This window comes from Burkholderia latens (genome assembly GCF_001718795.1).
In the GTDB taxonomy this organism is placed as follows: Bacteria; Pseudomonadota; Gammaproteobacteria; order Burkholderiales; family Burkholderiaceae; genus Burkholderia; species Burkholderia latens_A.
Window position 1 is genome coordinate 639,258 of the sequence record NZ_CP013438.1, and the last position, 24,527, is coordinate 663,784.

General features: G+C 65.4%; 22 protein-coding genes. 14 read left to right on the plus strand and 8 right to left on the minus strand.

Annotation, left to right across the window (positions count from 1 at the left end):
* Positions 1–10: 10 nt before the first annotated feature.
* On the minus strand, positions 11–1,534 hold the full coding sequence (locus tag WK25_RS22200; protein WP_040139399.1) for a PLP-dependent aminotransferase family protein: 1,524 nt from the start codon (positions 1,532–1,534) through the stop codon (positions 11–13).
* A gap of 179 nt (positions 1,535–1,713) precedes the next feature.
* Between WK25_RS22200 and WK25_RS22205 the strand changes: the two genes are divergently transcribed.
* The 4 genes from WK25_RS22205 to WK25_RS22220 all read left to right on the plus strand — a co-directional run bounded on the left by WK25_RS22205 (position 1,714) and on the right by WK25_RS22220 (position 6,164).
* The gene (locus WK25_RS22205; protein ID WP_059544759.1) at positions 1,714–2,808 is read left to right on the plus strand and encodes an ABC transporter ATP-binding protein; all 1,095 of its coding nucleotides are present in this window, start codon (positions 1,714–1,716) and stop codon (positions 2,806–2,808) included.
* A gap of 76 nt (positions 2,809–2,884) precedes the next feature.
* Entirely contained in the window at positions 2,885–3,931 is a 1,047-nt protein-coding gene (locus WK25_RS22210) for an ABC transporter substrate-binding protein (protein ID WP_040139401.1), read from the plus strand.
* A gap of 102 nt (positions 3,932–4,033) precedes the next feature.
* Positions 4,034–5,290, plus strand: a complete 1,257-nt coding sequence (locus WK25_RS22215) for an ABC transporter permease (protein WP_040141014.1) — start codon at positions 4,034–4,036, stop codon at positions 5,288–5,290.
* Positions 5,291–5,327: 37 nt separating this feature from the next.
* Positions 5,328–6,164, plus strand: a complete 837-nt coding sequence (locus WK25_RS22220) for an ABC transporter permease (RefSeq protein ID WP_040141016.1) — start codon at positions 5,328–5,330, stop codon at positions 6,162–6,164.
* Between the two features lie 79 nt (positions 6,165–6,243).
* Here WK25_RS22220 and WK25_RS22225 read toward each other — a convergent pair whose 3' ends face one another.
* Positions 6,244–7,983 carry a S53 family peptidase gene (locus WK25_RS22225; RefSeq protein WP_069242757.1) on the minus strand — a complete coding sequence of 580 codons (1,740 nt, stop codon included), beginning with the start codon at positions 7,981–7,983 and terminating at the stop codon, positions 6,244–6,246.
* 667 nt (positions 7,984–8,650) lie between these two features.
* Here WK25_RS22225 and WK25_RS22230 point away from each other — a divergent pair.
* The 3 genes from WK25_RS22230 to WK25_RS22240 are packed head-to-tail and all read left to right on the plus strand — an operon-like array spanning position 8,651 to position 9,842.
* The gene (locus WK25_RS22230; RefSeq protein WP_059544753.1) at positions 8,651–8,974 is read left to right on the plus strand and encodes an ArsR/SmtB family transcription factor; all 324 of its coding nucleotides are present in this window, start codon (positions 8,651–8,653) and stop codon (positions 8,972–8,974) included.
* Positions 8,974–9,405, plus strand: coding sequence for an SRPBCC family protein (locus WK25_RS22235; protein ID WP_059544801.1), 432 nt, complete (start codon positions 8,974–8,976; stop codon positions 9,403–9,405). Before WK25_RS22230 ends, WK25_RS22235 begins: the two co-directional genes overlap by 1 nt.
* Positions 9,402–9,842: a DUF1801 domain-containing protein gene (locus WK25_RS22240; RefSeq protein WP_069242758.1), complete on the plus strand. Its 441-nt coding sequence runs from the start codon at positions 9,402–9,404 to the stop codon at positions 9,840–9,842. Before WK25_RS22235 ends, WK25_RS22240 begins: the two co-directional genes overlap by 4 nt.
* A gap of 164 nt (positions 9,843–10,006) precedes the next feature.
* Here the strand turns inward: WK25_RS22240 and acnA are convergent, their stop codons facing one another.
* The 5 genes from acnA to WK25_RS22265 all read right to left on the minus strand — a co-directional run bounded on the left by acnA (position 10,007) and on the right by WK25_RS22265 (position 17,157).
* The gene (gene acnA / locus WK25_RS22245) at positions 10,007–12,724 is read right to left on the minus strand and encodes an aconitate hydratase AcnA (RefSeq protein WP_040139405.1); all 2,718 of its coding nucleotides are present in this window, start codon (positions 12,722–12,724) and stop codon (positions 10,007–10,009) included.
* A 52-nt stretch (positions 12,725–12,776) separates the two neighbouring features.
* Positions 12,777–14,228 (minus strand): bifunctional 2-methylcitrate dehydratase/aconitate hydratase, encoded by a 1,452-nt coding sequence (locus WK25_RS22250; protein WP_040139406.1) that lies wholly within the window; start codon positions 14,226–14,228, stop codon positions 12,777–12,779.
* Between the two features lie 22 nt (positions 14,229–14,250).
* The gene (locus tag WK25_RS22255) at positions 14,251–14,760 is read right to left on the minus strand and encodes a hypothetical protein (protein ID WP_040139407.1); all 510 of its coding nucleotides are present in this window, start codon (positions 14,758–14,760) and stop codon (positions 14,251–14,253) included.
* 223 nt (positions 14,761–14,983) lie between these two features.
* Complete coding sequence (locus WK25_RS22260; RefSeq protein ID WP_069242759.1) at positions 14,984–15,988, minus strand: HpcH/HpaI aldolase/citrate lyase family protein; 1,005 nt, start codon at positions 15,986–15,988, stop codon at positions 14,984–14,986.
* Between the two features lie 182 nt (positions 15,989–16,170).
* Positions 16,171–17,157, minus strand: coding sequence for a malate dehydrogenase (locus tag WK25_RS22265; protein ID WP_040139409.1), 987 nt, complete (start codon positions 17,155–17,157; stop codon positions 16,171–16,173).
* 297 nt (positions 17,158–17,454) lie between these two features.
* Between WK25_RS22265 and WK25_RS22270 the strand changes: the two genes are divergently transcribed.
* The 7 genes from WK25_RS22270 to gltA all read left to right on the plus strand — a co-directional run bounded on the left by WK25_RS22270 (position 17,455) and on the right by gltA (position 23,379).
* Positions 17,455–18,270: a GntR family transcriptional regulator gene (locus WK25_RS22270; protein ID WP_040141020.1), complete on the plus strand. Its 816-nt coding sequence runs from the start codon at positions 17,455–17,457 to the stop codon at positions 18,268–18,270.
* Positions 18,271–18,440: 170 nt separating this feature from the next.
* Complete coding sequence (gene sdhC, locus WK25_RS22275; RefSeq protein ID WP_040139410.1) at positions 18,441–18,857, plus strand: succinate dehydrogenase, cytochrome b556 subunit; 417 nt, start codon at positions 18,441–18,443, stop codon at positions 18,855–18,857.
* A 4-nt stretch (positions 18,858–18,861) separates the two neighbouring features.
* Positions 18,862–19,230, plus strand: coding sequence for a succinate dehydrogenase, hydrophobic membrane anchor protein (gene sdhD / locus WK25_RS22280; protein ID WP_069242760.1), 369 nt, complete (start codon positions 18,862–18,864; stop codon positions 19,228–19,230).
* 3 nt (positions 19,231–19,233) lie between these two features.
* Positions 19,234–21,009 carry a succinate dehydrogenase flavoprotein subunit gene (gene sdhA, locus WK25_RS22285; protein WP_038570900.1) on the plus strand — a complete coding sequence of 592 codons (1,776 nt, stop codon included), beginning with the start codon at positions 19,234–19,236 and terminating at the stop codon, positions 21,007–21,009.
* A gap of 21 nt (positions 21,010–21,030) precedes the next feature.
* Positions 21,031–21,732 (plus strand): succinate dehydrogenase iron-sulfur subunit, encoded by a 702-nt coding sequence (locus WK25_RS22290; RefSeq protein ID WP_038570896.1) that lies wholly within the window; start codon positions 21,031–21,033, stop codon positions 21,730–21,732.
* 6 nt (positions 21,733–21,738) lie between these two features.
* A complete protein-coding gene (locus WK25_RS22295) occupies positions 21,739–22,011 on the plus strand; it encodes a succinate dehydrogenase assembly factor 2 (protein ID WP_069242761.1) in 273 nt (90 codons plus the stop codon).
* 66 nt (positions 22,012–22,077) lie between these two features.
* Positions 22,078–23,379, plus strand: a complete 1,302-nt coding sequence (gltA, locus tag WK25_RS22300) for a citrate synthase (protein WP_011881720.1) — start codon at positions 22,078–22,080, stop codon at positions 23,377–23,379.
* Between the two features lie 90 nt (positions 23,380–23,469).
* Here gltA and WK25_RS22305 read toward each other — a convergent pair whose 3' ends face one another.
* Positions 23,470–24,459: a helix-turn-helix domain-containing protein gene (locus WK25_RS22305; protein WP_069243496.1), complete on the minus strand. Its 990-nt coding sequence runs from the start codon at positions 24,457–24,459 to the stop codon at positions 23,470–23,472.
* Positions 24,460–24,527 lie beyond the last annotated feature (68 nt).

A 24,527-nucleotide genomic window follows, 5' to 3' on the forward strand; every position in this document is an offset into this window, starting at 1 on the left:
CCGCATGCAGTCACGCCGCGCGCGTGAACCGCCGCGGCAGATGCTGCTCGATGGTTGCCGCGAGCGTATCGAATGCGGGCCCGATGCCTTCGTGCGCGACGCACGCGTAGCCGAGCAGCAGCCCGCGACGCGCGGTGTCCCGACAGCTGTAGTAGCTCGTCAGCGGGCGCACGATCACGCCCGCGTCGAACGCGCTTTGCGTAACCGCGCGATCGTCGCACGTATCGGGCAGACCGAGCACCAGATGCAGCCCTGCTTCGTCACCCATCACGGGCAGCGCGTCGCCGAACCGCGCATGGATCGCATCGATCAGCAATTGCCGGCGCTCGCCGTACAGCGTGCGCATCCGTCTGACGTGCGAAGTCAGGTGCCCGTCCATGATGAATTCGGCGAGCACGGCCTGCTGCATCAGCTGGCCCTCGCGATACAGTTCCGACAGTCCGGTGCGGAACGTGTCGACGAGATGTTCGGGCACGACCATGTAGCCCATGCGCAGGCCCGGGAACAGCATCTTGCCGAGGCTGCCGACGTAGATCACGCGGCCGCCGTCGTCGAGACCTTGCAGCGACGCGAGCGGGCGGCTGCCGTAGCGGAATTCGCTGTCGTAGTCGTCCTCGATGATCCAGCAGCGGTGCTGGCGCGCGTATTCGAGCAGCATCCGGCGCCGCGCGAGGCTCATCACCATCCCGAGCGGATACTGGTGAGATGGCGTGACGAGCACGAGCCGCGGCGGTTGCTGCATGTCGCTCGCACTCGGATCGATCCCTTCCTGGTCGACCGGCACCGGCGTCAGCGCGAGGCCGGCTGCCTGCAGCACGCTGCGCACGCCCCAGTAGCACGGCTCCTCGACCCACGCGCGATCGCCGATGTCGGACAGCAGCCGCACCGCGAGGTCGATCGACTGGTGAATGCCGGTCGTGATGATCACCTGGTCCGGCGAGCATTTGACCGACCGTGCGACGCGCAGGTAGTCGGCAAGCGCACGACGCAACGGGCGGTAACCGCCACCCGGCGCGTAGGTCAGCAGCTCCGGATTCGCTTCCTTCCATAGTCGCGCCTGCAGGCGGCTCCACGTGCGGCTCGGGAATTCCGACACGTCCGGCACACCCGGCATGAACGCGCCCCACTGGCGCCGCGACACACCCGCATGCTCGATCAGTTGGCGGCCGCGCATCGACAGGCCGCCCTGCGCGTCCGGCAGCGGCGCCGCGCCGCTACCGGCCGACGGCGGCGCGGCGCCCGGCGCATGGATCGCGGCCGCGTCCGGGCGCGTGTCGGCCACGTAGGTGCCGCTGCCCGTCGTCGTCAGCACGTAGCCTTCGGCGGTCAGCTGGTCGTACACGTGCAGCACGGTATTGCGCGCGATCGACAGGTCGGCCGCGAGCGTGCGCGAACTCGGAAGCTTCGTCCCCGGCCCTAATTCTCCGGCAAGAATCGCTTGTTGCATCTGTTGCAGCAGTTGCCGGTACATCGGCTCGGACGAGCTGCGGTCGAGCCGGGCGGACAGCCAGTCCGCGAGGATCACGGTATCCAAAGTGGTCCTACTAGGAATATTGAAATGGTTCCCTAGTATAGAACCGTGCCGGCCGTATAGTGGGTCCATCTCACAAGAAACACTTTCGAGTTTTCTTGACCTCCTGGGGGGCCTGGCGCGCAGCGTCGGGTTGAAGGGCATTCATAAACGTTTTGTCGCGCAGCAAGGGGACAGCCACGATGAAGTCCGATGATGTGATCGTCAGCTTTCGCGGCGTGCGGAAGACCTACGACGGGGAAACCCTGGTCGTCAAATCGCTCGACCTCGACATCCGCCGAGGGGAATTCCTGACGTTGCTCGGGCCGTCCGGCTCGGGCAAGACCACCTGCCTGATGATGCTGGCGGGTTTCGAGTTTCCGACGGGCGGCGAGATTCGGCTCGATGGCGAACTGCTGAACACCGTCCCGCCGCACAAGCGCAACATCGGCATGGTGTTCCAGAACTATGCGCTGTTTCCGCACCTGACGGTGGAGCAGAACGTCGCGTATCCGCTGACGGTGCGCAAGCTGCAGGCCGGCGAGCGTGCCGAGCGCGTCGCGCATGCGCTGAAGATGGTGCAGATGGAGCGCTTCGCGAAGCGCTATCCGGCGCAGTTGTCGGGCGGCCAGCAGCAGCGTATCGCCCTCGCGCGCGCGCTCGTGTTCGAACCGAAGCTCGTGCTGATGGACGAGCCGCTCGGCGCGCTCGACAAGCAGCTGCGCGAACACATGCAGTACGAGCTGAAGGCGCTTCACGAGAAGCTCGGCGTGACGTTCGTGTATGTGACGCACGATCAGGGCGAGGCGCTGACGATGTCCGATCGCGTCGCCGTGTTCGACAAGGGGATCGTGCAGCAGCTCGATACCGTCGATCGTCTTTACGAATCGCCGTGCAACGAATTCGTCGCGAACTTCATCGGCGACAGCAACCGGCTGCGCGGCACCATCGCGCGCGTCGACGGCGACTTCTGCGAGTTCCGGCTCGACGACGGCACGCAGCTCGTCGGACGCCGCATCGGCGATGCGGCCGAAGGCGCGCCGGCCGTCGCTTGCATCCGCCCCGAACGCATGAGCCTCGCGAACGGTCACCTGAACGGCGGTGCCGCGAACCGGGTGACCGGCGAGGCCCGCAGCCTGATCTATTTCGGCGATCACGTGCGCATGCGCTGCGCGTTGCCGGGCCAGGACGAATGCTTCGTGAAAGTGCCGCTCGGCACGGGCGCGCTCGACGCGTTCTCGCCCGGCGCGCCGGTATCGCTCGCATTCTCGCCCGAGCATCTGCGCGTGTTCGCGTGACGCAGGGTTTCCCGTTTTTTCGCAGCACGTCGTCAACAACAACGCCCACTTCCACCACGAGAGGAGAGGAACCATCATGAACGCAGCACACTCTACCGCGCGTCGCACGGCACTCGCGCTGGCGCTTGCCGTCGTCGGCGCATCGGCCACGGCGGCCGAACTTACGGTCGTCAACTTCGGCGGCGCGAACGGCGACGCGCAGAAGGCCGCGTTCAACCAGCCGTTCGAGAAGGCCACCGGCAACAAGGTCACGGCCGTCGAGTACAACGGCGAGCAGGCGAAAGTGAAGGCGATGGTCGAGGCGAAGCACGTCAACTGGGACGTGGTCGAAGTCGAATCGGGCGACCTGAACCGCGGCTGCGACGAAGGGCTGTACGAGAAGCTCGACTGGGCGAAGATCGCGAAGAAATCCGACCTGATTCCGGAAGCGCCGCAGGTGTGCGGCGTCGGCTTCTTCGTATGGTCGACCGCGCTGTCGTACAACGCGGACAAGCTGAAGACCGCGCCGACCGGCTGGGCCGATTTCTGGAACGTGAAGAAATTCCCCGGCAAGCGCGGGATGCGCAAGGGCGCACGCTACAACCTCGAGTTCGCGCTGATGGCCGACGGCGTCGCGACGAAGGACGTGTACAAGGTGCTCGGCACGAAAGCTGGCCAGGACCGCGCGTTCAAGAAGCTCGACGAGCTGAAGCCGTACATCCAGTGGTGGGAAGCCGGCGCGCAGCCGCCGCAGTTCCTGGTGGCCGGCGACGTCGTGATGTCGACCGCGTACAACGGCCGCATCGACGCCGCGCAGAAGGAAGGCAAGAACCTGAAGGTCGTGTGGAACGGCAGCATCTACGACCTCGACTACTGGGCGATTCCGAAGGGCTCGCCGAACAAGGCGCTCGCCGAGCAGTACATCGCGTACACGCTGACGCCGAAGCCGCAGCAGGCGTATGCGCAGCACATCGCGTACGGCCCGACGAACGTCGCGGCGATCAAGTCGCTCGATGCGAAGACGCTCGCGAACCTGCCGAACTCGCCGGCCAACGGCAAGAACGCGGTGCTGGAAGACATCGGTTTCTGGACCGACCACAGCGACGAGCTCGAGCAGCGTTTCGCCGCGTGGGCGACGAAGTAACCGCTACTCGGGTGTCCTGATGCAACCTGCCGCGCGGCGCGCCGAGCGCGTCGCGCGGCATTCCGCCGGACCGTGCCCGGCCGGAGAGAACCGTTGAACACGATGACGATCGCTCCTTCCTCGCCGTCGACAGCCGCGCTCAAGCGCGAACTGAAGGCAGCCGAGGCCCGCAAGCGCACGATGGCGCTGCTGCTGATCGCGCCGCTCGCGATCTTCCTGCTGCTTATCTTTGTCGTGCCGATCGGCACGCTGCTCACGCGCGCGGTGCAGAACCCCGAAATCGCGACCGCGCTGCCGAACACGGTCGCCGCGCTGTCGGGCTGGGACCGCAAGGCGCCGCCGCCCGACGCCGCGTATGCCGCGCTCGCGACCGACATGACGAAGGTTGCCGACAGCGAGGCGATGGGTGCGCTCGCGCGACGCCTGAACACCGAGATTCCAGGCTACCGCTCGCTCGTCGCGAAGACGGCGCGCGCGATGCCGCTGAAGGGCGATGGCGACGCGGCACTGACCCCCGCGCAGACTCGCGCGAAACTGATCGACCTCGATTCGCGCTGGGGCGACGCGGCGTACTGGCAGTCGATCGCGAAGAACGGCAGCCAGGTGTCGCCGTTCTACCTGCTCGCCGCACTCGACCACAAGCAGGACGGCTTTGGCCATATCGTGCAGGCCGACCCGGACCAGTCGATCTATCTTGCGATCTTCGGCCGCACGTTCGTGATTGGCGTCGCCGTCACGCTGTTCGCGCTGCTGCTCGGCTATCCGCTCGCATACTGGATTTCGACGCTGTCGGAGCGCCGCGCGAACCTCGTGATGATCCTCGTGCTGATCCCGTTCTGGACGTCGGTGCTGGTGCGCGTCGCCGCGTGGATCGTGCTGCTGCAGAGCGAGGGGCTCGTGAACAAGGCGCTGATCGGCAGCGGGCTGATCTCGCATCCGCTGACGCTGCTGTTCAACCGCGTCGGCGTGTACATCTCGATGACGCACATCCTGCTGCCGTTCATGATCCTGCCGCTGTACAGCGTGATGAAGTCGATCCCGCCGACCTACCAGCGCGCGGCCGTGTCGCTCGGCAGCCATCCGTTCGCCGCGTTCTGGCGCGTGTATGTGCCGCAGACCTATCCGGGCGTCGGCGCCGGCGCGCTGCTCGTGTTCATTCTCGCGATCGGTTACTACATCACGCCCGCGCTGCTCGGCGGGCCGAACGACCAGATGGTCAGTTACTACGTCGCGTACTTCACGAACGTGACGATCAACTGGGGCATGGCATGTGCGCTCGGCGGGCTGCTGCTCGCGGCGACGCTCGTGCTGTATGCGGTGTACGGGCGCTTCACGCGCACCAACGTGAGCCTCGGCTGAGCGCCGGGCACAGGGAAACGACAAGGGAATGCCGACCATGAAACTCGCCAGGCCGCTGTTCGCGCCGCACATGTCGTTCGTCGAGCGCGCGTGGTACGTCGCGCTGCGCGTGCTCGTCGTGCTGACGCTGCTGTACCTGATCCTGCCGGTGCTCGCGATCGTGCCGCTGTCGTTCTCGTCGAGCACGTTCCTCGTGTATCCGATTCCGGGCTTCTCGACGCGCTGGTACGAAAACCTGATTGCGTCCGACGAATGGCGGATGGCGGCGAAGAACAGCTTCATCGTCGCGCCGTCGGCGACCGTTGTCGCGACCGTGCTCGGCACGCTCGCCGCGATCGGCCTCACGAAGGCGGATTTCCGCGGCAAGGGGTTGCTGATGGCCGTGCTGCTGTCGCCGATGATCGTGCCCGTCGTCGTGGTCGGCGTCGGCATGTACCTGTTCTTTGCGCCGCTTGGGCTCGCGAACACGTACACGGGCCTGATCGCCGCGCACGCGGCGCTCGGCGTGCCGTTCGTCGTGACGACGGTCGCGGCGACGCTGCAAGGCTTCAACCAGAATCTGGTGCGCGCGAGCCTGTCGCTCGGCGCGAATCCGGTCACGACGTTTTTCCGCGTGACGCTGCCGGTGATCGCGCCGGGCGTGATGTCTGGCGCGCTGTTCGCGTTCGCGACGTCGTTCGACGAAGTCGTCGTCACGCTGTTCCTCGCGGGCGCGGACCAGACGACGCTGCCGCGCCAGATGTTCACCGGGATCCGCGAGAACATCAGCCCGACGATCGCCGCGCTCGCGACGATCCTGATCATTTTTTCGACGAGCCTGCTGCTGGCGCTCGAATGGCTGCGCGGACGCAACGCGCGGCGTGCGGTGTCGTAACGGCGCGCGGCCCCGCGAAATGCCTGGCGGGCGCGCGATGAAACGTCACCGCGCGCCGTCACATCACATCACGTCACGCTCAGAAGCCGCCCGTCTGGATCAGCTTGTTGAGGTTCGACACGTTCAGGCTGCCGAAGCCGGTCGGGTAGTCCCAGCCGGCGCCCGCGGTGTAGCCATACCCCTGATAGCCGTTGTTGCCCGACACGACGTCATAGCGCACCAGCGACGGGTTCGATGGAATGTCCGCATAGAACTTCGCGGCCGGGAAACCGAGACCCGTGCCGTTCGCCGCGAGCAGGCGGGCCCAGAAGCCGGTGAAGATCGGCGCGGCGAGGCTCGTGCCGCCGATTTGCTGCAACTGGCCGTAGTTGTAGATATATGCGCCCGTGCTCTGCGCGGCGTCGAACGACACGTCCGGCAAACGGCGGTTGCTGCCCGATTGCCACGACGGCGCGGGCAGGATCGAGCTGACGCCGCCACCCGTCGCCCAGAGCTTGCCGTTGCCGTCGAGGCCTTCGTTCCATACCGTCTCGCTCGAGAACCCGCCGCTCGACGTGGTGTACAGCGTCGTGCCGCCGATCGCCAGCACGTGCGGCGAAGCGGCCGGCCACGACACCGTGTAGTTCGCGCCGTCCGGATAGCCACGGTTGTTGCACTCGTACACGCCTTCGTCGCCTGACGACACCGAGAACGTCTGGCCTTGCGCGGCGGCCGTCGTGAAGATCTGCTCCTCGGCATCGAGCGTGCCGTCCGCGTCCGCGTCCGTTTCGCACCAGCCGAGCGACACGTTGATCACCTTCGCGGTGTTGTCCGACACGACACGGTTGAACGCTCGCGTGAGCCCGGTGTTCCCGGCTGCGTTCAGGTCCGCCATGTAGAACACCAGCTTGCCGACCTGGCCGCCGGCCGATCCGACGATCGACTGGCTGTCCAGATCCCATTCGCCCTGGCCGTCCTGGTCGTCGCTGTAGCTGCCGGTCGTGCCGGTGCCGTTGGTCTTCACGGTCTGGGTCGCGACCGTGCCGTAACCATTGCTCGACGTGAACTGCTTCAGGTCCTGCAACGTCTGCGACACGCCGCCGATCGTGACGATTCCGACCGTCACGCCGGCCGCGGTCGGCACGCCGGTTGCGTTGTAAAGGCCCGGAAATTCCTTCGGATAATGGCCGGTAGCCGTGCCGGCCGCGAGCGCTTGCGGTTTCGAGACGTTGCCGATGCGCAGCATCGGCCGTGCGCGTGCGACGTTCTGCAGCCCAAGCACCGAGCCGACGACGTCGCCGAGCGCGCGCGGCACCTGCGCGGTCGACGCGTTCGCGAATCCGGAGCGGCCTGCGTACTCGAAATGCACGAGCGACGTGTTGAATGCGGTTTTCACCGTGCCGGCCGTGCCGCGCGCGGACACCAGCAGCCGGTTCGGCGCGACCTCGATGTTCACGAAGCCGCTTTTGCGCAGATAGTCGACGACCGACTTCACCTGCGCTTCGGTCGGCGCGTAGTTCGCGAGGAACTGCTCGTGCGTCAGGTACTGGCGATAGTGCGCGTTGCCGGGGCGGTTGACGTCGTGCGCCAGTTGCTTCAGTTGCGCCGCATTGCGCAGCTTCAGGCTGACGACGACGTCGGCCGTTTCGCCGGCCGCGAGCTCGAGCGACGGCGCCGCGCTGCGGGCCAGCAGCTGCGGGCCGGTCAGAAAGGTCTTCGTGTGGGTGTCGACCCAGTCCGTCGTCGCGTGCGCGGCGCCGGCCGCGAACACGAGCGGCCACGCGCACGCGAAGCGGCGGGGCGACGGAAGGGGAAGGGCAAACCGGGCATTCCTTTTCATCGGGAGTCCTTTTTAGGAGAGACGACGTTGCTGGAAGCCCCGGCCCTTGTGGGGCCGCGAGCGGTGACGAGCGTAGGGCGTCGGCGCCGTTCAGGTAGCTGCCAGTTTCCATAGCTGTCAGTTCTGACATTGGCGTGCTCACACGCGGGCGACGTGCGGTTCAGGCGTCTCGAAGCGGCGACCGGCAAAGGGAACCGGTTCGCTGCGCGATCGCGCGACGGTGGCCGACGCTTGTGCGCGCGACTCGTTCGTTGCCGTATCGGAATGTGCGCGATCGCGGAGCGCATCGTCGTGCGCGCGCATCGCCGGCTCGCGCGCGCGGGCGCGCCACGAGTCGCACTATTTGGTCAAGCGCGGTAGCGGCGAGCGCGCGACGGCGTCGCCGGATACGCGGAGGCACGAAAACGGCGCCCGTCGAACGCTGAGGTTTCCCGAATTGTGGAACAACGCATCGCCGAGTCTTGCAGCGTGCTTTCGGTTCGCCGCTCGGATCGGCGCATTAGAGTCGGTGCTCGAATTGCGATCGCGGCGCCGTGCCGACAGTCACCTGCTGTCCATTGCAAGACGAGTGCGCTCGTAAGACCGGTATCCCGGTGAAATTCCTTCTTGACGCCCGCGGATCCGCCGCTATCCTTCCATTCATAACTTTTCGGTTATGAATTGCCTCATGCAAAACGCTCACGACATGCTGTTCCGTACGCTCGCCGATCCGACGCGCCGCGCGCTCTTCGAGCGGCTGTGCGAGGAGGGCGAACTGACGGTGGCCGCGCTGACCGCCCGTGCACGCGTGTCGCAGCCGGCGGTATCGAAGCACCTGGGCGTACTGAAGCAGGCCGGGCTCGTGAGCGATCGTCACGAAGGCCGGCAGACGCACTACAGCGCGCAGCCGCAGGCGCTGACCCCGTTGATCGACTGGACCAGCCAGATGGCCGGCTTCTGGCAGCACCGGTTCGACGCTCTCGAAGATCTGCTCAAAAGGATGGATCAGTGATGAACCAGGGTTCTACCGAAACGCGTACTGTCGTCGTCGAACGGGAACTGCCGCATCCGCCGGAGAAGATCTGGCGAGCGCTCACGCAGCCGCATCTGATCGACGCGTGGCTGATGAAGAGCGATTTCGAGCCGGTCGCTGGCCGCGCATTCAGCTTCCACGCGGACTGGGGTTCGGTCGACTGCAAGGTGCTGACGATCGAGCCGCAGCGCGTGCTGTCGTATACGTGGGCCGCCTATGGCCTCGAAAGCGTCGTTACCTGGACGCTCACGCCGACGCCGCGCGGCACGCTGTTGCGAATGGAGCAGGCGGGGTTCCGCACGGATCAGGAGCAGGCATACCGCGGTGCGCAGCACGGATGGGCTCGGTTCTTCGCGTCGCTCGAACAGGTGCTCGCGCGTCCCGATGAAGGCACGGAGGCACATGCATGAGCACGACCGACCTTACGCCGTCGCAGCGTATCGACGCATTGATCGCCGGGATCGGCGATTGGCGCGGCAAGACGTTCGCGGCGGTGCGCGACGCGATTCTCGCGGCCGACGACGGCATCGTCGAGGAATGGAAATGGATGGGCAGCCCCGTGTGGTCGTGCGACGGGATGATTGCGGTCGCAAACGCGCACAAGGGCAAGGTGAAGCTGACGTTCATGCATGGAGCGCACCTGGCCGATCCGGACGGCCTGTTCAACGCGGGTCTTGAAGGAAACGCGCGCCGAGCGATCGATTTCCTCGAAGGCGACAAGCTCGACGAGCCGGCGCTGAAGCGTCTCGTGCGCGCGGCAATCGATTACAACCGCGCGCATCTGAAGAAGAACGCGCGAGCGCGTTTGTCCGCCGGCGCGAAGGCGCGAACCGGCAACGCCGCGTGACGCGCGACGCGGACGACGTCCCGCGCTAGCCGGGCGCCGTCGTGCGATCGGCGCGGCGGCAGCCGCCCACCGACCGGCACGAAAAAAAGCCCGACACGAGGTCGGGCATCCAAATCGGCCGCAGCCACCGCGAGGCGGCTGCGGCACCTGCAAACGCAGGGCGCTTACGCTGCGAGCAGCGAACGCAGCACGAACGGCAGGATCCCGCCGTGCTTGTAGTAGTCGACTTCGATCGGCGTATCGATGCGCAGCAGCACCGGCACGCGGGTCGTTTCGCCGTTCTTGCGGTGAATCACGAGCGTGACGTCCTGCTGCGGCTTGAAGTCGTCGCCGAGGCCTTCGATGTCGTAGGTCTCTTCGCCGGTGATGCCGAGCGACTGGACGCTGTCAGCACCCTTGAATTGCAGCGGCAGCACGCCCATGCCGACGAGGTTCGAGCGGTGGATGCGCTCGAAGCTGCGTGCGATCACGGCCTTCACGCCGAGCAGCTGCGTGCCCTTCGCGGCCCAGTCGCGCGACGAGCCCGTGCCGTACTCTTCGCCCGCGAACACGACGGTCGGCGTGCCGGCGTCGACGTACTTCATCGCCGCGTCGTAGATCGACAGCTGCTCGCCGCTCGGCTGATGAATCGTCAGGCCGCCTTCGACGCGCGTGCCGTCCGCCTTTGCCGGAATCATCAGGTTCTTGATCCGGACGTTCGCGAACGTGCCGCGCATCATCACGTCGTGGTTGCCGCGGCGCGAGCCGTAGCTGTTGAAGTCGGCCTTCTGCACGCCGTTCTCCTTCAGCCACTTGCCTGCCGGCGAGTCTTCCTTGATCGAGCCTGCCGGGCTGATGTGGTCGGTCGTCACCGAGTCGCCGAAGATGCCGAGTGCGCGTGCGCCCTTGACGGTCGGGATCGATGCGGCCGGCTCCATCGAGAAGTCGTTGCCGAAGAACGGCGGCTCCGCGATGTAGGTCGACTTCGGCCAGTCGTAAACCTGGCCCGTCTCGCCCTCGATCTTGCTCCAGAGGTCGCCCTTCTTGGTCAGCTTCGAGTAGTTGTCCTCGAACTTCTTCGGATCCAGCGCGAACTTCAGCAGCGCGTGGATTTCCTCGCTCGTCGGCCAGATGTCGCCGAGGTAGATGTCGTAGCCGTCCTTGCCCTTGCCGACCGGCTCGGTCATCAGGTCGCGCGTGATGTTGCCGGCGATCGCGTACGCGACGACCAGCGGCGGCGACGCGAGGAAGTTCGCGCGGATGTTCGGGTGGATCCGCGCTTCGAAGTTGCGGTTGCCCGACAACACGGCCGCCGCGACGATGTCGTTCTTCGTGATCGCTTCGTTCAGCTCCGGCGTCAGGTCGCCTGCGTTGCCGATACAGGTCGTGCAGCCGTAAGCCGCGACTTCGAAGCCGAGCTTCGCGAGATAGGGCAGCAGGCCCGTCTTCGTCAGGTATTCGGTGACGATGCGCGATCCAGGCGCGAGTGACGTCTTGATGTGCGGCGCGACGCTCAGGCCGGCTTCGACGGCCTTCTTCGCGAGCAGGCCGGCGGCCAGCAGCACGCTCGGGTTCGACGTGTTCGTGCACGACGTGATCGCGGCGATCAGCACGTCGCCGTTCTTCACGTTCACGCCGTTGCTCGTCGTGTACTGCGCGTTCAGGTCCTCAGCCTTCTTCGCGAAGCCGTTCTCCGCGACCGGCTTCGAGAACAGTTCGGTAAACGTCGATTTGACGTTGCCGATCTCGATGCGGTCTTGCGGGCGCTTCGGGCCGGCCAGCGACGGTGCGACCGTCGCGAGGTCGAGCGTCACCGTCTTCGTGTAGTCGATGTCGCCGGCGTTCGGAATGCCGAACAGGTTCTGCGCCTTGAAGTAGTTTTCGAACGCGGCAATCTCGGCCTTCGTGCGGCCAGTGCCTTCGAAGTACTCGATCGTCTTTTCGTCGACCGGGAAGAAGCCCATCGTCGCGCCGTATTCCGGCGCCATGTTGCCGATCGTCGCGCGGTCCGGCAGCGACAGCGAGCGCGTGCCTTCGCCGAAGAACTCGACGAACTTGCCGACGACCTTTTCCTTGCGCAGCATTTCGGTGATCGTCAGCACCAGGTCGGTGGCCGTCACGCCTTCGCGCAGCTTGCCCTTCAGCTCGACGCCGACGACGTCCGGCGTCAGGAAATACACCGGCTGGCCGAGCATGCCGGCTTCAGCCTCGATGCCGCCCACGCCCCAGCCGACCACGCCGATGCCGTTGATCATCGTCGTGTGGCTGTCAGTGCCGACGAGCGTGTCCGGGTAGTACACGGTGTCGCCGCCGTCCGTCTTCTTGTGGACGCCGCGCGCGAGATATTCGAGGTTCACCTGGTGGACGATGCCCACGCCCGGCGGCACGACCTTGAACGTGTCGAACGCCTGCATGCCCCACTTCATGAACTGGTAGCGCTCGTTGTTGCGCTGGAATTCCAGCTTCATGTTCAGGTCGAGCGCATCCTTCTGACGGAAGTAGTCGATCTGCACCGAGTGGTCGACGACGAGGTCGACCGGCACCAGCGGCTCGATCTTCTTCGGATTCTTGCCCGAACGCTCGGCGACACCGCGCATGGCCGCGATGTCGGCGAGCAGCGGCACGCCGGTGAAGTCCTGCAGCACCACACGCGACACCACGAACGGAATCTCGTCGACACGCTTCGCGGTCGGCTGCCAGTTCGCGAGCTGCTCGATGTGCTCTTCGGTGATCTTCTTGCCGTCGTAGTTGCGCAGCACGGACTCGAGCACGATACGGATCGACACCGGCAGGCGTTCGATCTTCGTCTTCAGTTCCTTGCCGAGCTGCGGCAGCGAGTAGAACTTGCCTTTGCCGGAACCGCTGTCGAATTCCTTGAGAGTCTTGTGGAGATTGTGGGCCATGGTGATTTTCCTGGGTTTAAGGCTAGGAAACTACGTGTCCTGTAGATGACGGCTATATCACATACAGATCGACGTACTCATTGACCGGCATTGCTTCGAGCTTTGCCTGGTCCAGCGACACGTCGAGAATCGCTTGTTGCTGCTTTGCCGGGAAACGGCGGGCAAGGTTGGTCCGGAATTTCTCGATCAGCAGCGGGATGCCGTCCGCACGGCGTCGCTGATGGCCGATCGGGTATTCGACCGCCACTTCGGCAAGCGTCGATCCGTCCGCGAATTCGATCGTCAATGCATTCGCGATCGAGCGCTTCGCCGGGTCATGGTAATCCTTCGTGAACTGCGGATCCTCGACGCACGCGGTTTTCGCGCGGAGCGCGTCGATGCGCGGGTCGGCGGCGACCGCGTCTTCGTAATCGGCCGCGGTCAGCCGGCCGAACAGCAGCGGCACCGCGACCATGTACTGGATGCAGTGGTCGCGGTCGGCCGGATTCGCGAGCGGCCCCTGCTTGTCGATAATGCGCAGCGCGGCCGCATGCGTGCGGATCGTGATGCGGCTGATGTCGTCGGTCGTGCGGCCCGCCTCGGCGAGCCGAGCGTGCAGCTGCAGCGCGGCCTCGACGGCCGTCTGCGCATGGAATTCGGCGGGGAACGCGATCTTGAACAGCACGTTCTCCATCACGTACGTGCGGTACGGGCGCTGGAAGCGGAACGGCTGCCCGTTGAACAGCACGTCGTAGAAGCCCCAGGTTTTCGCGGTGAGCGCCGACGGATAACCCATCTCGCCGGTTTTCGCGATCAGCGCGAGGCGCACCGCGCGCGACGTCGCGTCGCCGGCCGCCCACGACTTGCGTGAACCGGTGTTCGGCGCGTGGCGGTAGGTGCGCAGCGCGTGGCCGTCGATGAACGCGTTGGATACCGCGTTGATCAGTTCATCGCGCGTGAGCCCGAGCAGGCGGCCGACGACGGCCGTCGACGCCACTTTCACGAGCAGCACGTGGTCGAGCCCGACCGCGTTGAACGAATTTTCGAGCGCGAGACAGCCCTGGATCTCATGGGCCTGGATCATCGCGACCAGGACGTCGCGCATCGTCAGCGGCTGCCTGCCGGCCGCGACGGCCGTGCGTGACAGCCAGTCGGCCGTCGCCAGGATCCCGCCGAGGTTGTCGGACGGATGCCCCCATTCGGCGGCGAGCCAGGTGTCGTTGAAGTCCAGCCAGCGGATCATCGCGCCGATGTCGAACGCGGCCTGGACCGGGTCGAGCTGGAAGGACGTGCCGGGCACCTTCGCGCCGTTCGGCACGATCGTGCCCGGCACGACTGGGCCGAGCAGCTTGGTGCAGGCGGGGTAGGACAGCGCCTCGAGGCCGCATCCGAGCGTGTCGATCAGGCAATGACGCGCCGTCTCCAGCGCAAGCGCGCTGTCGATTCCGGTATTCAGCACGTAGTCGACGATATCGACGAGAACCGAATCCGGAGCGGGGCGGACGTTGGAGACCGAGGCGGACATCGAGGAGCCCTGGGGAACGCGCTTAGTTCGTTGCCGGCTTCAGCTCGTTCGACTGCGTCGGCGCTGCGCCGCCTTGTGCCATTTCCGGCGTCATGCACTCGTCGGCGAGACGCTCGCCGCCGTTCGCGTCGCTGAACAGCATCGCCTTGGTCGGGATCACGACCAGCTTGAAGCCGGCGGCCGGATCGTAGAACGTGTCTGCGCCGGTCGTCGTCGCCTGACGCGGCAGCTTGTAGTTCTTGTTCGCCCAGTGGACCGTGACCACCTGGTCGCGCTTCATGTCGCCGGCGAGGTTGAACGACAGGCCTTCCTTGCACGACCACTTGACTGCGCCGTCCGGTACCGGATCGACCTTGGCTGCGGCACGTGCCTGCGCCTTCTTGCTGCGCGGAACGAGGCGCTTCGCCGGTGCCGGGCGCTTGGCCGTCTTCTTCGCGGTCGTTGCCGTGCCCTGCGCGAACGCGCTCGGAGCCGACACCAGCATCGTGGCGGACAACGCGCCGATGGCGGTAGCGATCAGGAGTTTCTTCATGGAGTCAGAACCTTTCGATTATCAGTTGACAAGGGCCGACAGTCGACGCCGCCGGCCGGTTTGAAACTGCACGCGCCCCGGAAGCGCGCAGCGGCCGCTATTTTCACCTATTTGGCCGCGCATATTTCAGGTTTTCGGGCTCCGTTACGTTTTTTGTCGTTTCGCAAACGTGTCGCCGGTTCGCGCGTGCGCGCTTCGATGAAATCCGTGTGTCGGCGCGTGCTCACCGAACGTTCCCGGCGGCCGGGCCGAACAGCGGCGCGGCGTCGGCCGGCACCGGCTGGCCGGTCCCCTTCGCGCGGCGCAGGACCGACCAGTAATAGCGGTAGCTCGCGCGGTCGTGCAGCGTGTCGCCGTGGCGCGTCGGGCCCCAGTCGGCGGCCTGCGCGGCCAGCAGGATCTCGGTTGCCACCGCGACTTCATCGGTGCGCGGGGCGAACGCGTCGACGATCGGTCGGATCTGCGCGGGATGAATGCTCCACATCCGCGTGAACGCGAATTCGTCGCGCGCGCGGCGCGCGTCGCCGGCGACGACGCCCATGTCGCGGACCTCGGTCGTCACGTTGTGCGACGGCGTCTTGCCGTGCGCATGGCACGCGGCCGCGATTTCCAGCTTCGCGCGGCGCACGAGCGGGTGGTCGAACTGGCCGGGCGAGCGCATCGCCGCATCGGGAATTGCGCCGTGATGCGCGGAGACGAAGTCCATCAGCCCGAAACTCAGCGTGCCGACGAGCGGCAGCGCGGCAAGAGCGGCCGCCTGCGCGAGCGCGCCGTGCGTCTCGACCAGCACGTCGACCGCGATCGGCTGCGCGAGGCCGAGCTCGCGGCGCGTGCCTTCGATGAACGCGATCATTTCGGCCGCGTCGGCGGCGTTCGCGATCTTCGGCAGCGTGATGTAGGCCGGTGCGCGCGCGGCGCGCAGCACGATGCGGACGTCGTCGCGCCAGTGGGAATGGGAAAAGTCGTGGATGCGGACGCCGATCCGCCCGAAGCGGTTCTCGGCGCTGCCGAGGATGTCGGCGACGAGTTGCGCGTGCGCCGCTTCCTGGCCGACGGCGGCGCCGTCCTCGCAGTCGAGCGTGATGTCGAATACCGGGCCGAGTTCGGCCTGGAGCGCGAGCGACTTGCGCATCAGCTTCTCGCTGCCCGCGTAGTGATCGCAGCAGGGCAGGATCGCGGGCGGCGACGCGCCGTCGTACAGCACTTGTGCAGGAGTGAGCGCGGACATCTCTTCTACGTCAAGGAAGCGGCCAACGTGGAGAAAATCGGATTCGGGCGCGCTCTGGGCCGGCGCGTGGAGCGCCTGAAGCGGCAGAACGTGCGCGAATCGGATCGGGCGGCGGGCCGGCTGTCGGCCCGCCGCTCGCGCCGTGACCGGCCGCCCGAAGGCGGCCCGGCCGTGCAGCCTGCTTAGTTCTTCAGCAGGTGGGCGACGCCGTCGCGCTCTTCGAGCAGCTCGGCCAGCGTGCCGTCCATCTTCTCGCGCGAGAACGCGTCGATCTCGAGGCCTTCGACGCGCTTGTATTCGCCATTTTCGCAGGTGACCGGCACGCCGTAGATGATGTCTTCGGGGATGCCGTACGAGCCATCCGACGGGATGCCCATCGTGACCCACTTGCCGTTGGTGCCGAGAACCCAGTCACGCACGTGGTCGATCGCCGCATTGGCTGCCGACGCCGCCGACGACAGGCCGCGCGCTTCGATGATCGCCGCGCCGCGCTTGCCGACGGTCGGGATGAACGTTTCGCGGTTCCACACGTCGTCGTTGATGAGCTTCAGCAGCGACTCGCCTTCGGCGGTTGCGAAGCGGAAGTCCGGGTACATCGTCGGCGAGTGGTTGCCCCACACCGCGAGCTTCTCGATCGACGCGACCGGCTTGCCCGACTTGGCCGCGAGCTGCGACAGCGCGCGGTTGTGGTCGAGGCGCAGCATTGCCGTGAAGTTCTTCTTCGGCAGATCCGGAGCCGACTTCATCGCGATGTACGCATTGGTGTTCGCCGGGTTGCCGACGACCAGCACCTTCACGTCGCGGCTTGCGACTTCGTTCAGTGCGGCGCCCTGGACCGTGAAGATCTCGGCGTTCGCCGACAGCAGGTCCTTGCGCTCCATGCCCTTCGAGCGCGGACGTGCACCGACCAGCAGCGCGACGTCTGCATCCTTGAATGCAACCTTCGGATCGTCGGTGATCACGACGCCCGCGAGCAGCGGGAACGCGCAATCGTCGAGTTCCATCACGACGCCTTTGACGGCGGCTTGGGCTTGCGGGAGGTCAAGCAGTTGCAGGATGACCGGCTGGTCCTTGCCGAGCAGGTCGCCGTTCGCAATGCGGAACAGCAGGGAGTAAGCGATTTGACCTGCGGCGCCGGTGACGGCAACGCGCTTTGCGGGCTTAGCCATTGAAAATCTCCAGGACGGGTGAAGCGGTGGACGCTAGGCAAAACGCCATTCTATGCGCGTTACGCGTAGCGTTGCATTGAAGCAGGGCGGAGGACTCGCGAAAGGCAGACGCGGTGAACCTGGAGACGGCCGTGGCACGTAGCCGGGGACGCGTTTTGCACCCGCGAACCCTTGCTCGCCCCGGAGTGTAGGAGCCGCCGCGTGCAAAGTCAAACGGTATCATATGTCTTATATAAGACAGATGTTTTGCGGAATTTGAGTGGACGAAAAAGCGCGGTTTGTGATGAAATGCGCGCCATGACATCGAACCAGGCGAACAACGCGAATCCAACCGGCGCAGGCGGCCCAGGGCAGCCGGGCGCGGGTGATTCCGTGCCGGCCACGGCGGCCGCGACGTCGCCGACGTTCAGTCCTTTATACCAGCAGATCAAGTCGTTGATCACGCAGAGTCTCGAGTCCGGCGAGTGGAAGCCGGGCGAGATCATTCCGAGCGAGGTGGAGCTCGCGGCCCGTTACAAGGTCAGCCAGGGCACCGTTCGCAAGGCGATCGACGAACTGGCCGCCGAAAACCTCGTGGTGCGGCGGCAGGGCAAGGGTACTTTTGTTGCGACGCACAACGAAGATCGCGCGCAGTTCCGGTTTCTGCGCCTGCTGGCCGACGATGGTGCCGAGCATCCGCACGTGAGCCGCCTGCTCGAATGCCGGCGGCTGCGTGCGCCGGCCGAGATCGCGCGGCAGCTCGATCTGAAGCCGGCCGATCCGGTCGTGCAGGTGCGCCGGCTGCTGGAATTCGAGAACGAAACGACGGTGCTGGACGAGATCTGGCTGCCGGGCGCGATGTTCCGCGGCCTTACGTTCGAGCGGCTGAGCGAGTACAAGGGGCCGCTCTACGCGATGTTCGAAACGGAATTCGGCACGCGGATGATCCGCGCGACGGAGAAGATCCGCGCGGTTGCGGCGGAGCCGGCGGTAGCCGACCTGCTGCACGTACCCGCCGGTTTTCCGCTGCTGTCGGTCGAGCGCGTGTCATATACATACGGCGACCGTCCGGTGGAAGTGCGGCGCGGATGGTATGTCACGACCGGGTATTACTATCACAATGACTTGAGCTGACGACGTATCGGCACAAGCGGCGTGCATGTGCGTTTCCCACGCTCGCATAGCACGTTTCGGGCCGCCTTTATTCCCGTTCGCGTAACGATCCAGAGCAGACTTTCGCTGCAGCGCGATATAAAAAGGCGCTAAAATCGCGGATTAGTGTGACAACATAGTAGGGGTCTAGCATGACTGACGCAGTAAGAAAGCCGAGGCCGGAATACCGGAACATCGGAATCGGCGACATCACGTTGAAATATCGGATGCCGCTGGCGGCGATATTGTCGATTCTCCACCGAGTCAGCGGCGCGCTGCTGTTCCTGTTCCTGCCGTTCTTGCTGTTTCTCTTCGACCAGAGCCTGACGTCGGAGCTCAGCTTCGAAGTCTTCAAGCAGTTCCTCTCCAACATCGTTGTCAAACTGATCGTCCTCGCGCTGTCGTGGGCGTTCTTCCACCATTTCTGCGCCGGCATTCGCCACCTGCTGATGGACGTCAACCACGACGCCGTCTCGAAGGAAGGCGGCAAGCGGACGGCCGTCGTCGTCTTTGTCGTCTCGATCGCGCTGACGATCGCCATGGCACTCAAACTGTTCGGAGCATTCTAAGAAAATGGCAGCCAACAACCGAATCGGCTCGAAGCGCCTCGTCGTCGGCGCTCACTACGGCCTGCGCGACTGGCTCGCGCAGCGCGTCACCGCCACGATCATGGCGGTCTACACGGTCATTCTGCTCGTGCTGTTTTTCGGCGCGCATGATTTCTCGTACGAAGGCTGGGCGTCGATCTTCTCCGCGCAGTGGATGAAGCTCGCAACCTTCGTGACGCTGCTTTCCCTCTTCTACCACGCATGGGTCGGCGTGCGCGACATCTGGATGGACTACGTGAAGCCCGTCGGTGTGCGCCTGCTGCTGCAATCGCTGACCATCGTCTCGCTGCTCGCATGTGCGGGCTACGCCGCGCAGATTCTCTGGAGAGTGTAAAGAATGGCTGCAATCAAAACTTCCCTGCCGCGCCGCAAGTTCGACGTGGTGATCGTCGGCGCGGGCGGCTCGGGCTTGCGCGCAGCGCTGCAACTGTCGCGCGCGGGCCTGTCGGTCGGCGTGCTGTCGAAGGTGTTCCCGACGCGCTCGCACACGGTGGCGGCCCAGGGCGGCATCGGTGCGTCGCTCGGCAACATGAGCGAAGACAACTGGCACTACCACTTCTACGACACGATCAAGGGCTCCGACTGGCTCGGCGACCAGGATGCGATCGAGTTCATGTGCCGCGAAGCGCCGAACGTCGTGTACGAGCTCGAACACTTCGGGATGCCGTTCGACCGTAACGCGGACGGCACGATCTACCAGCGCCCGTTCGGCGGGCACACCGCGAACTACGGCGAGAAGCCGGTGCAGCGCGCATGCGCGGCCGCGGACCGCACCGGTCACGCGCTGCTGCACACGCTGTACCAGCAGAACGTCGAGGCGAAGACGCAGTTCTTCGTCGAATGGATGGCGCTGGACCTGATCCGCGACGCGGACGGCGACGTGCTGGGCGTGACGGCTCTCGAGATGGAGACGGGCGACGTCTACATCATGGAAGGCAAGACGACGCTGTTCGCGACGGGCGGCGCAGGCCGGATCTTCGCGGCATCGACGAACGCGTTCATCAACACCGGCGACGGCCTCGGCATGGCGGCGCGCTCGGGCGTCGCGCTGCAGGACATGGAGTTCTGGCAGTTCCACCCGACCGGCGTGGCGGGCGCGGGCGTGCTGATCACCGAAGGCGTGCGCGGCGAAGGCGGCATTTTGCGCAACGCGAACGGCGAGCGCTTCATGGAACGCTACGCCCCGACGCTGAAGGATCTGGCGCCGCGTGACTTCGTGTCGCGATCGATGGACCAGGAAATCAAGGAAGGCCGCGGCGTCGGTCCGAACAAGGATCACGTGCTGCTGGACCTGTCGCACATCGGCGCGGAGACGATCATGAAGCGTCTGCCGTCGATCCGCGAAATCGCGCTGAAGTTCGCGAACGTCGACGCGATCAAGGAGCCGATCCCGGTCGTCCCGACGATCCACTACCAGATGGGCGGCATCCCGACCAACATCCATGGTCAGGTTGTCGGCACGTCGCGCGATCACAAGGAGCCGATCAACGGGTTCTACGCAGTGGGCGAATGCTCGTGCGTGTCGGTGCACGGCGCGAACCGGCTGGGCACGAACTCGTTGCTGGACCTGGTGGTGTTCGGCCGCGCGGCCGGCAACCACATCGTCCAGCACGTGAAGAACCAGAAGGAACACAAGCCGCTGCCGGCGGATGCGGGCGAGTTCTCGCTGGCGCGCCTGAACAAGCTCGAAAAGTCGAGCTCGGGCGAGTACACGCAGGACGTCGCGAACGACATCCGCGCAACGATGCAGAAGCACGCGGGCGTGTTCCGCACGTCGGCGCTGCTGAAGGAAGGCGTCGAGCAGATGGCCGAGCTGAAGGCTCGGGTGGAAAACATCCACCTGAAGGACAAGTCGAAGGTGTTCAACACGGCGCGGGTCGAAGCGCTCGAGCTGGAGAACCTGATCGAAGTGGCGCGCGCGACGATGGTGTCGGCGGAGGCGCGCAAGGAAAGCCGCGGCGCGCACGCGCACAGCGACTACGAACACCGCGACGACGAAAACTGGCTGCGCCACACGCTGTGGTACAGCGAAGGCGATCGGCTCGACTACAAGCCGGTTCAAATGAAGCCGCTGACGGTCGAATCCGTGCCGCCGAAGCCGCGCACGTTCTAAGCCGAGTCAAAGGAATCCGAAATGGCAAAACGCATTTTTGAAGTCTACCGCTACGATCCGGACAAGGACGCGGCGCCGCGCATGCAGACGTACGAGCTGGAGATCAAGCATGAGCGCATGCTGCTTGATGCACTGGTGAAGCTGAAGGCCGTGGACGAGACGCTGTCGTTCCGCCGTTCGTGCCGCGAAGGCGTGTGCGGTTCGGACGCGATGAACATCAACGGCAAGAACGGTCTGGCGTGCCTGACGAACCTGAACGATCTGCCGCAGAAGATCGTGCTGCGTCCGCTGCCGGGGCTGCCGGTGGTGCGCGACCTGATCGTCGACATGACGCACTTCTTCAACCAGTATCACTCGATCAAGCCGTACCTGATCAACGATGCGCCGCCGCCGGAGAAGGAACGCCTGCAGTCGCCGGAAGAGCGCGACGAGCTCGACGGCGTGTACGAGTGCATTCTGTGCGCGAGCTGCTCGACGTCGTGCCCGAGCTTCTGGTGGAACCCGGACAAGTTCGTCGGCCCGGCGGGCCTGCTGCAGGCTTACCGTTTCATCGCGGACAGCCGCGACACGGCCACCGGCGAGCGTCTGGACAATCTGGAAGACCCGTACCGTCTGTTCCGTTGCCATACGATCATGAACTGCGTCGACGTGTGCCCGAAGGGCCTGAATCCGACGAAGGCGATCGGCAAGATCAAGGAACTGATGGTTCGCCGCGCGGTATAAAGCTCGATGAGCGACGAATCGCATCAATCCGACCCTCACCGCCGCGCGCGCCTGCGCTGGCGCGCGCGGCGGGGTCTGCTGGAAAACGACATCGTATTCGAGCGTTTCTTCAGCAGATACGAGCATGACCTCACCGATGCAGACGTAGGCGCGTTGTCGCGCCTGCTCGATCTGAGCGACAACGACCTGATGGACTTGCTCCTCGCGCGCAAGGAACCAGAGGGCGACCTAGACAGCCCGGACGTTCACCGGCTGTTGGAGATGCTGCGCAACGTGTAACGCCAAGGTGTGACGCGCTGTGCCCGTTATCGAATCCCGTTTCTTTATTTCGATTGAGGATGTGCCATGACTCCGTCTGATGTTAAAGCCACGCTATCGTTCAGCGACAACTCGCCGAGCGTCGAAATGCCGATCTACAAGGGCACGATGGGCCCGGACGTGATCGACATCCGCAAGCTGTACGGCCAGACCGGCAAGTTCACGTATGACCCGGGCTTCATGTCAACGGCTTCGTGCAACTCGGCGATCACGTACATCGACGGCGACAAGGGCGAACTGCTGTATCGCGGCTACCCGATCGACAACCTCGCGCAGAACGCCGACTTCCTCGAGTCGTGCTACCTGCTGCTGAAGGGCGAGCTGCCGAACGCCGCTCAGAAGAAGGAATTCGTCGACACCGTCACGAAGCACACGATGGTGCACGAGCAGATGCACTTCTTCTTCCGCGGCTTCCGCCGCGATGCGCATCCGATGGCGATCCTCGTTGCCGCGGTCGGCGCGCTGTCCGCGTTCTACCACGACTCGCTCGACATCAACGACCCGCGTCACCGCGAAGTGTCGGCGATCCGCATGATCGCGAAGCTGCCGACGCTCGTCGCGATGGCGTACAAGTACAGCATCGGCCAGCCGTTCGTGTATCCGAAGAACTCGCTGTCGTACAGCGCGAACTTCATGCACATGATGTTCTCGAACCCGTGCGAAGAGTACAAGGTCAACGACGTGCTCGTCCGCGCGCTCGACCGCATCCTGATCCTGCACGCCGATCACGAGCAAAACGCATCGACGTCGACGGTCCGCCTGGCCGGCTCGTCGGGCGCGAACCCGTTCGCGTGTATCGCAGCCGGTATCGCATGTCTGTGGGGCCCGGCGCACGGCGGTGCGAACGAAGCCGCACTGAACATGCTCGAGCAGATCGGTTCGCCGGACAACATCCCCGAATTCATCAAGCAGGTGAAGGACAAGAATTCGGGCGTGAAGCTGATGGGCTTCGGCCACCGCGTGTACAAGAACTACGACCCGCGTGCGAAGCTGATGCGCGAAACGTGCTACGAAGTGCTGAACGAACTCGGCCTGCACGACGACCCGCTGTTCAAGCTGGCGATGCAGCTCGAGAAGATCGCGCTGGAAGACGAATACTTCGTGTCGCGCAAGCTGTACCCGAACGTCGACTTCTATTCGGGCATCGTGCAGCGCGCGCTGGGCATCCCGACGTCGATGTTCACGTGTATCTTCGCGATGGCACGTACGGTCGGCTGGATCGCACAGTGGAACGAAATGATCGCGGATCCGGAACAGAAGATCGGCCGTCCGCGTCAGCTGTTCATCGGCGACACGCCGCGCGAAGCAAAGCCGCTCAACGCACGTTAAGTCGTGCGCGGTGCGTACGGCGGCCACGCCGTTCGCACCCGGCCAGCGCAGCGCTCCGACACCCCGGTGGGTCATCCCGCCGGGGTGTTTTCATTTGCGCGGCCGACGTCGGTCGCGTTCATGACCCGCGTCGGCGCCGCGTTCCAGCGACGGCGGCCGGATGTCGAGCGCCGGCGCGTCGGCATCGGGCGCGCGGCCGTGCCGCGCGAAGAACTGCCGGTAGGCGCTGGGGGTCATCCCGCGCGCGGCGAGGAACTGGCGGTTGAAGTTCGCGGCGTTCGGAATGCCGCAGCGCGCCGCCACCGTCGCGATCGGCCAGTCGGTGCCGAGCAGATGACGGCACGCATGCGCAAGCCGCAGCCGCTGCACGTAGCGGCCGACGCTTTCGCCGAGGTGCCGCACGAACAGACGCTGCAGCGTGCGCTCGGACATGTGTGCGACGGCGGCGAGCGTGTCGATGCGCAACGGTTCGTGGAAGTGCCGGTCGATCGCGTCGAGCACGCGGTCGAGGCGTTCGGCCTCGGGTGCGTCCGAGCCGGCCGATGCTGCGCGTGTGTCGGGACGATCGTACGCTTGCGCGGTGGCGAGCGGTTCGCCGCCGGCTTCCGCGAGATCGGCAAGCGTGTCGAGCGCGGCCGAGAGCCGCACGCGCGGCGATGCGTCGAGCAGCCGCGGCAGCCGCGCGCGCATCGCACGCGCCGTCTCCACGTCGAAACTCAGGCCGGCCGCCGCGCGCCGCAGCAGCGAGCGCAGCGGCGCGTATTCGGGGCAACAGTCGGCCACGCGCCGCGCCCAGTCGCCATCGAACCAGATGACGAGCGCCACTTCCGGCGCGTCGCGATCGATGCGTGCGTTCGACGACCACGTATGCGGGAGGTTCGGCGGCACGAGCACCAGATCGTCGTCCGCGTAACCGGAAACGCGATCGCCGATGAAGCGCCGGCCGCGACTATTGAGCGTCAGCGTCAGTTCGTACTCAGGGTGGCGATGCCATTCGAACGGAATGCGCGCGAGCTGGCGGTGGTACACGCGGATCGAGCAGCCAGGCGCAAACGTCACGTGTTCGTATTGCGGCTTCATCGCGGCCTCCGGGCGACGGCGGCAACGCACCGTGGCATGATCGTGGTCGATCGTCACGACGGAGCGAT

Coding starts and splice junctions, on each gene's coding strand:
- WK25_RS22220 (WP_040141016.1), top strand. CDS start 5,328: ATGAAACTCGCCAGGCCGCTGTTCGCGCCGCACATGTCGTTCGTCGAG.
- WK25_RS22255 (WP_040139407.1), bottom strand. CDS start 14,760: ATGAAGAAACTCCTGATCGCTACCGCCATCGGCGCGTTGTCCGCCACG.
- WK25_RS22290 (WP_038570896.1), top strand. CDS start 21,031: ATGGCAAAACGCATTTTTGAAGTCTACCGCTACGATCCGGACAAGGAC.
- WK25_RS22230 (WP_059544753.1), top strand. CDS start 8,651: ATGCAAAACGCTCACGACATGCTGTTCCGTACGCTCGCCGATCCGACG.
- WK25_RS22295 (WP_069242761.1), top strand. CDS start 21,739: ATGAGCGACGAATCGCATCAATCCGACCCTCACCGCCGCGCGCGCCTG.
- sdhA (WP_038570900.1), top strand. CDS start 19,234: ATGGCTGCAATCAAAACTTCCCTGCCGCGCCGCAAGTTCGACGTGGTG.
- WK25_RS22260 (WP_069242759.1), bottom strand. CDS start 15,988: ATGTCCGCGCTCACTCCTGCACAAGTGCTGTACGACGGCGCGTCGCCG.
- WK25_RS22235 (WP_059544801.1), top strand. CDS start 8,974: ATGAACCAGGGTTCTACCGAAACGCGTACTGTCGTCGTCGAACGGGAA.
- WK25_RS22265 (WP_040139409.1), bottom strand. CDS start 17,157: ATGGCTAAGCCCGCAAAGCGCGTTGCCGTCACCGGCGCCGCAGGTCAA.
- WK25_RS22250 (WP_040139406.1), bottom strand. CDS start 14,228: ATGTCCGCCTCGGTCTCCAACGTCCGCCCCGCTCCGGATTCGGTTCTC.
- WK25_RS22225 (WP_069242757.1), bottom strand. CDS start 7,983: ATGAAAAGGAATGCCCGGTTTGCCCTTCCCCTTCCGTCGCCCCGCCGC.
- gltA (WP_011881720.1), top strand. CDS start 22,078: ATGACTCCGTCTGATGTTAAAGCCACGCTATCGTTCAGCGACAACTCG.
- WK25_RS22205 (WP_059544759.1), top strand. CDS start 1,714: ATGAAGTCCGATGATGTGATCGTCAGCTTTCGCGGCGTGCGGAAGACC.
- WK25_RS22305 (WP_069243496.1), bottom strand. CDS start 24,459: ATGAAGCCGCAATACGAACACGTGACGTTTGCGCCTGGCTGCTCGATC.
- WK25_RS22215 (WP_040141014.1), top strand. CDS start 4,034: ATGACGATCGCTCCTTCCTCGCCGTCGACAGCCGCGCTCAAGCGCGAA.
- sdhD (WP_069242760.1), top strand. CDS start 18,862: ATGGCAGCCAACAACCGAATCGGCTCGAAGCGCCTCGTCGTCGGCGCT.
- WK25_RS22270 (WP_040141020.1), top strand. CDS start 17,455: ATGACATCGAACCAGGCGAACAACGCGAATCCAACCGGCGCAGGCGGC.
- acnA (WP_040139405.1), bottom strand. CDS start 12,724: ATGGCCCACAATCTCCACAAGACTCTCAAGGAATTCGACAGCGGTTCC.
- sdhC (WP_040139410.1), top strand. CDS start 18,441: ATGACTGACGCAGTAAGAAAGCCGAGGCCGGAATACCGGAACATCGGA.
- WK25_RS22210 (WP_040139401.1), top strand. CDS start 2,885: ATGAACGCAGCACACTCTACCGCGCGTCGCACGGCACTCGCGCTGGCG.
- WK25_RS22240 (WP_069242758.1), top strand. CDS start 9,402: ATGAGCACGACCGACCTTACGCCGTCGCAGCGTATCGACGCATTGATC.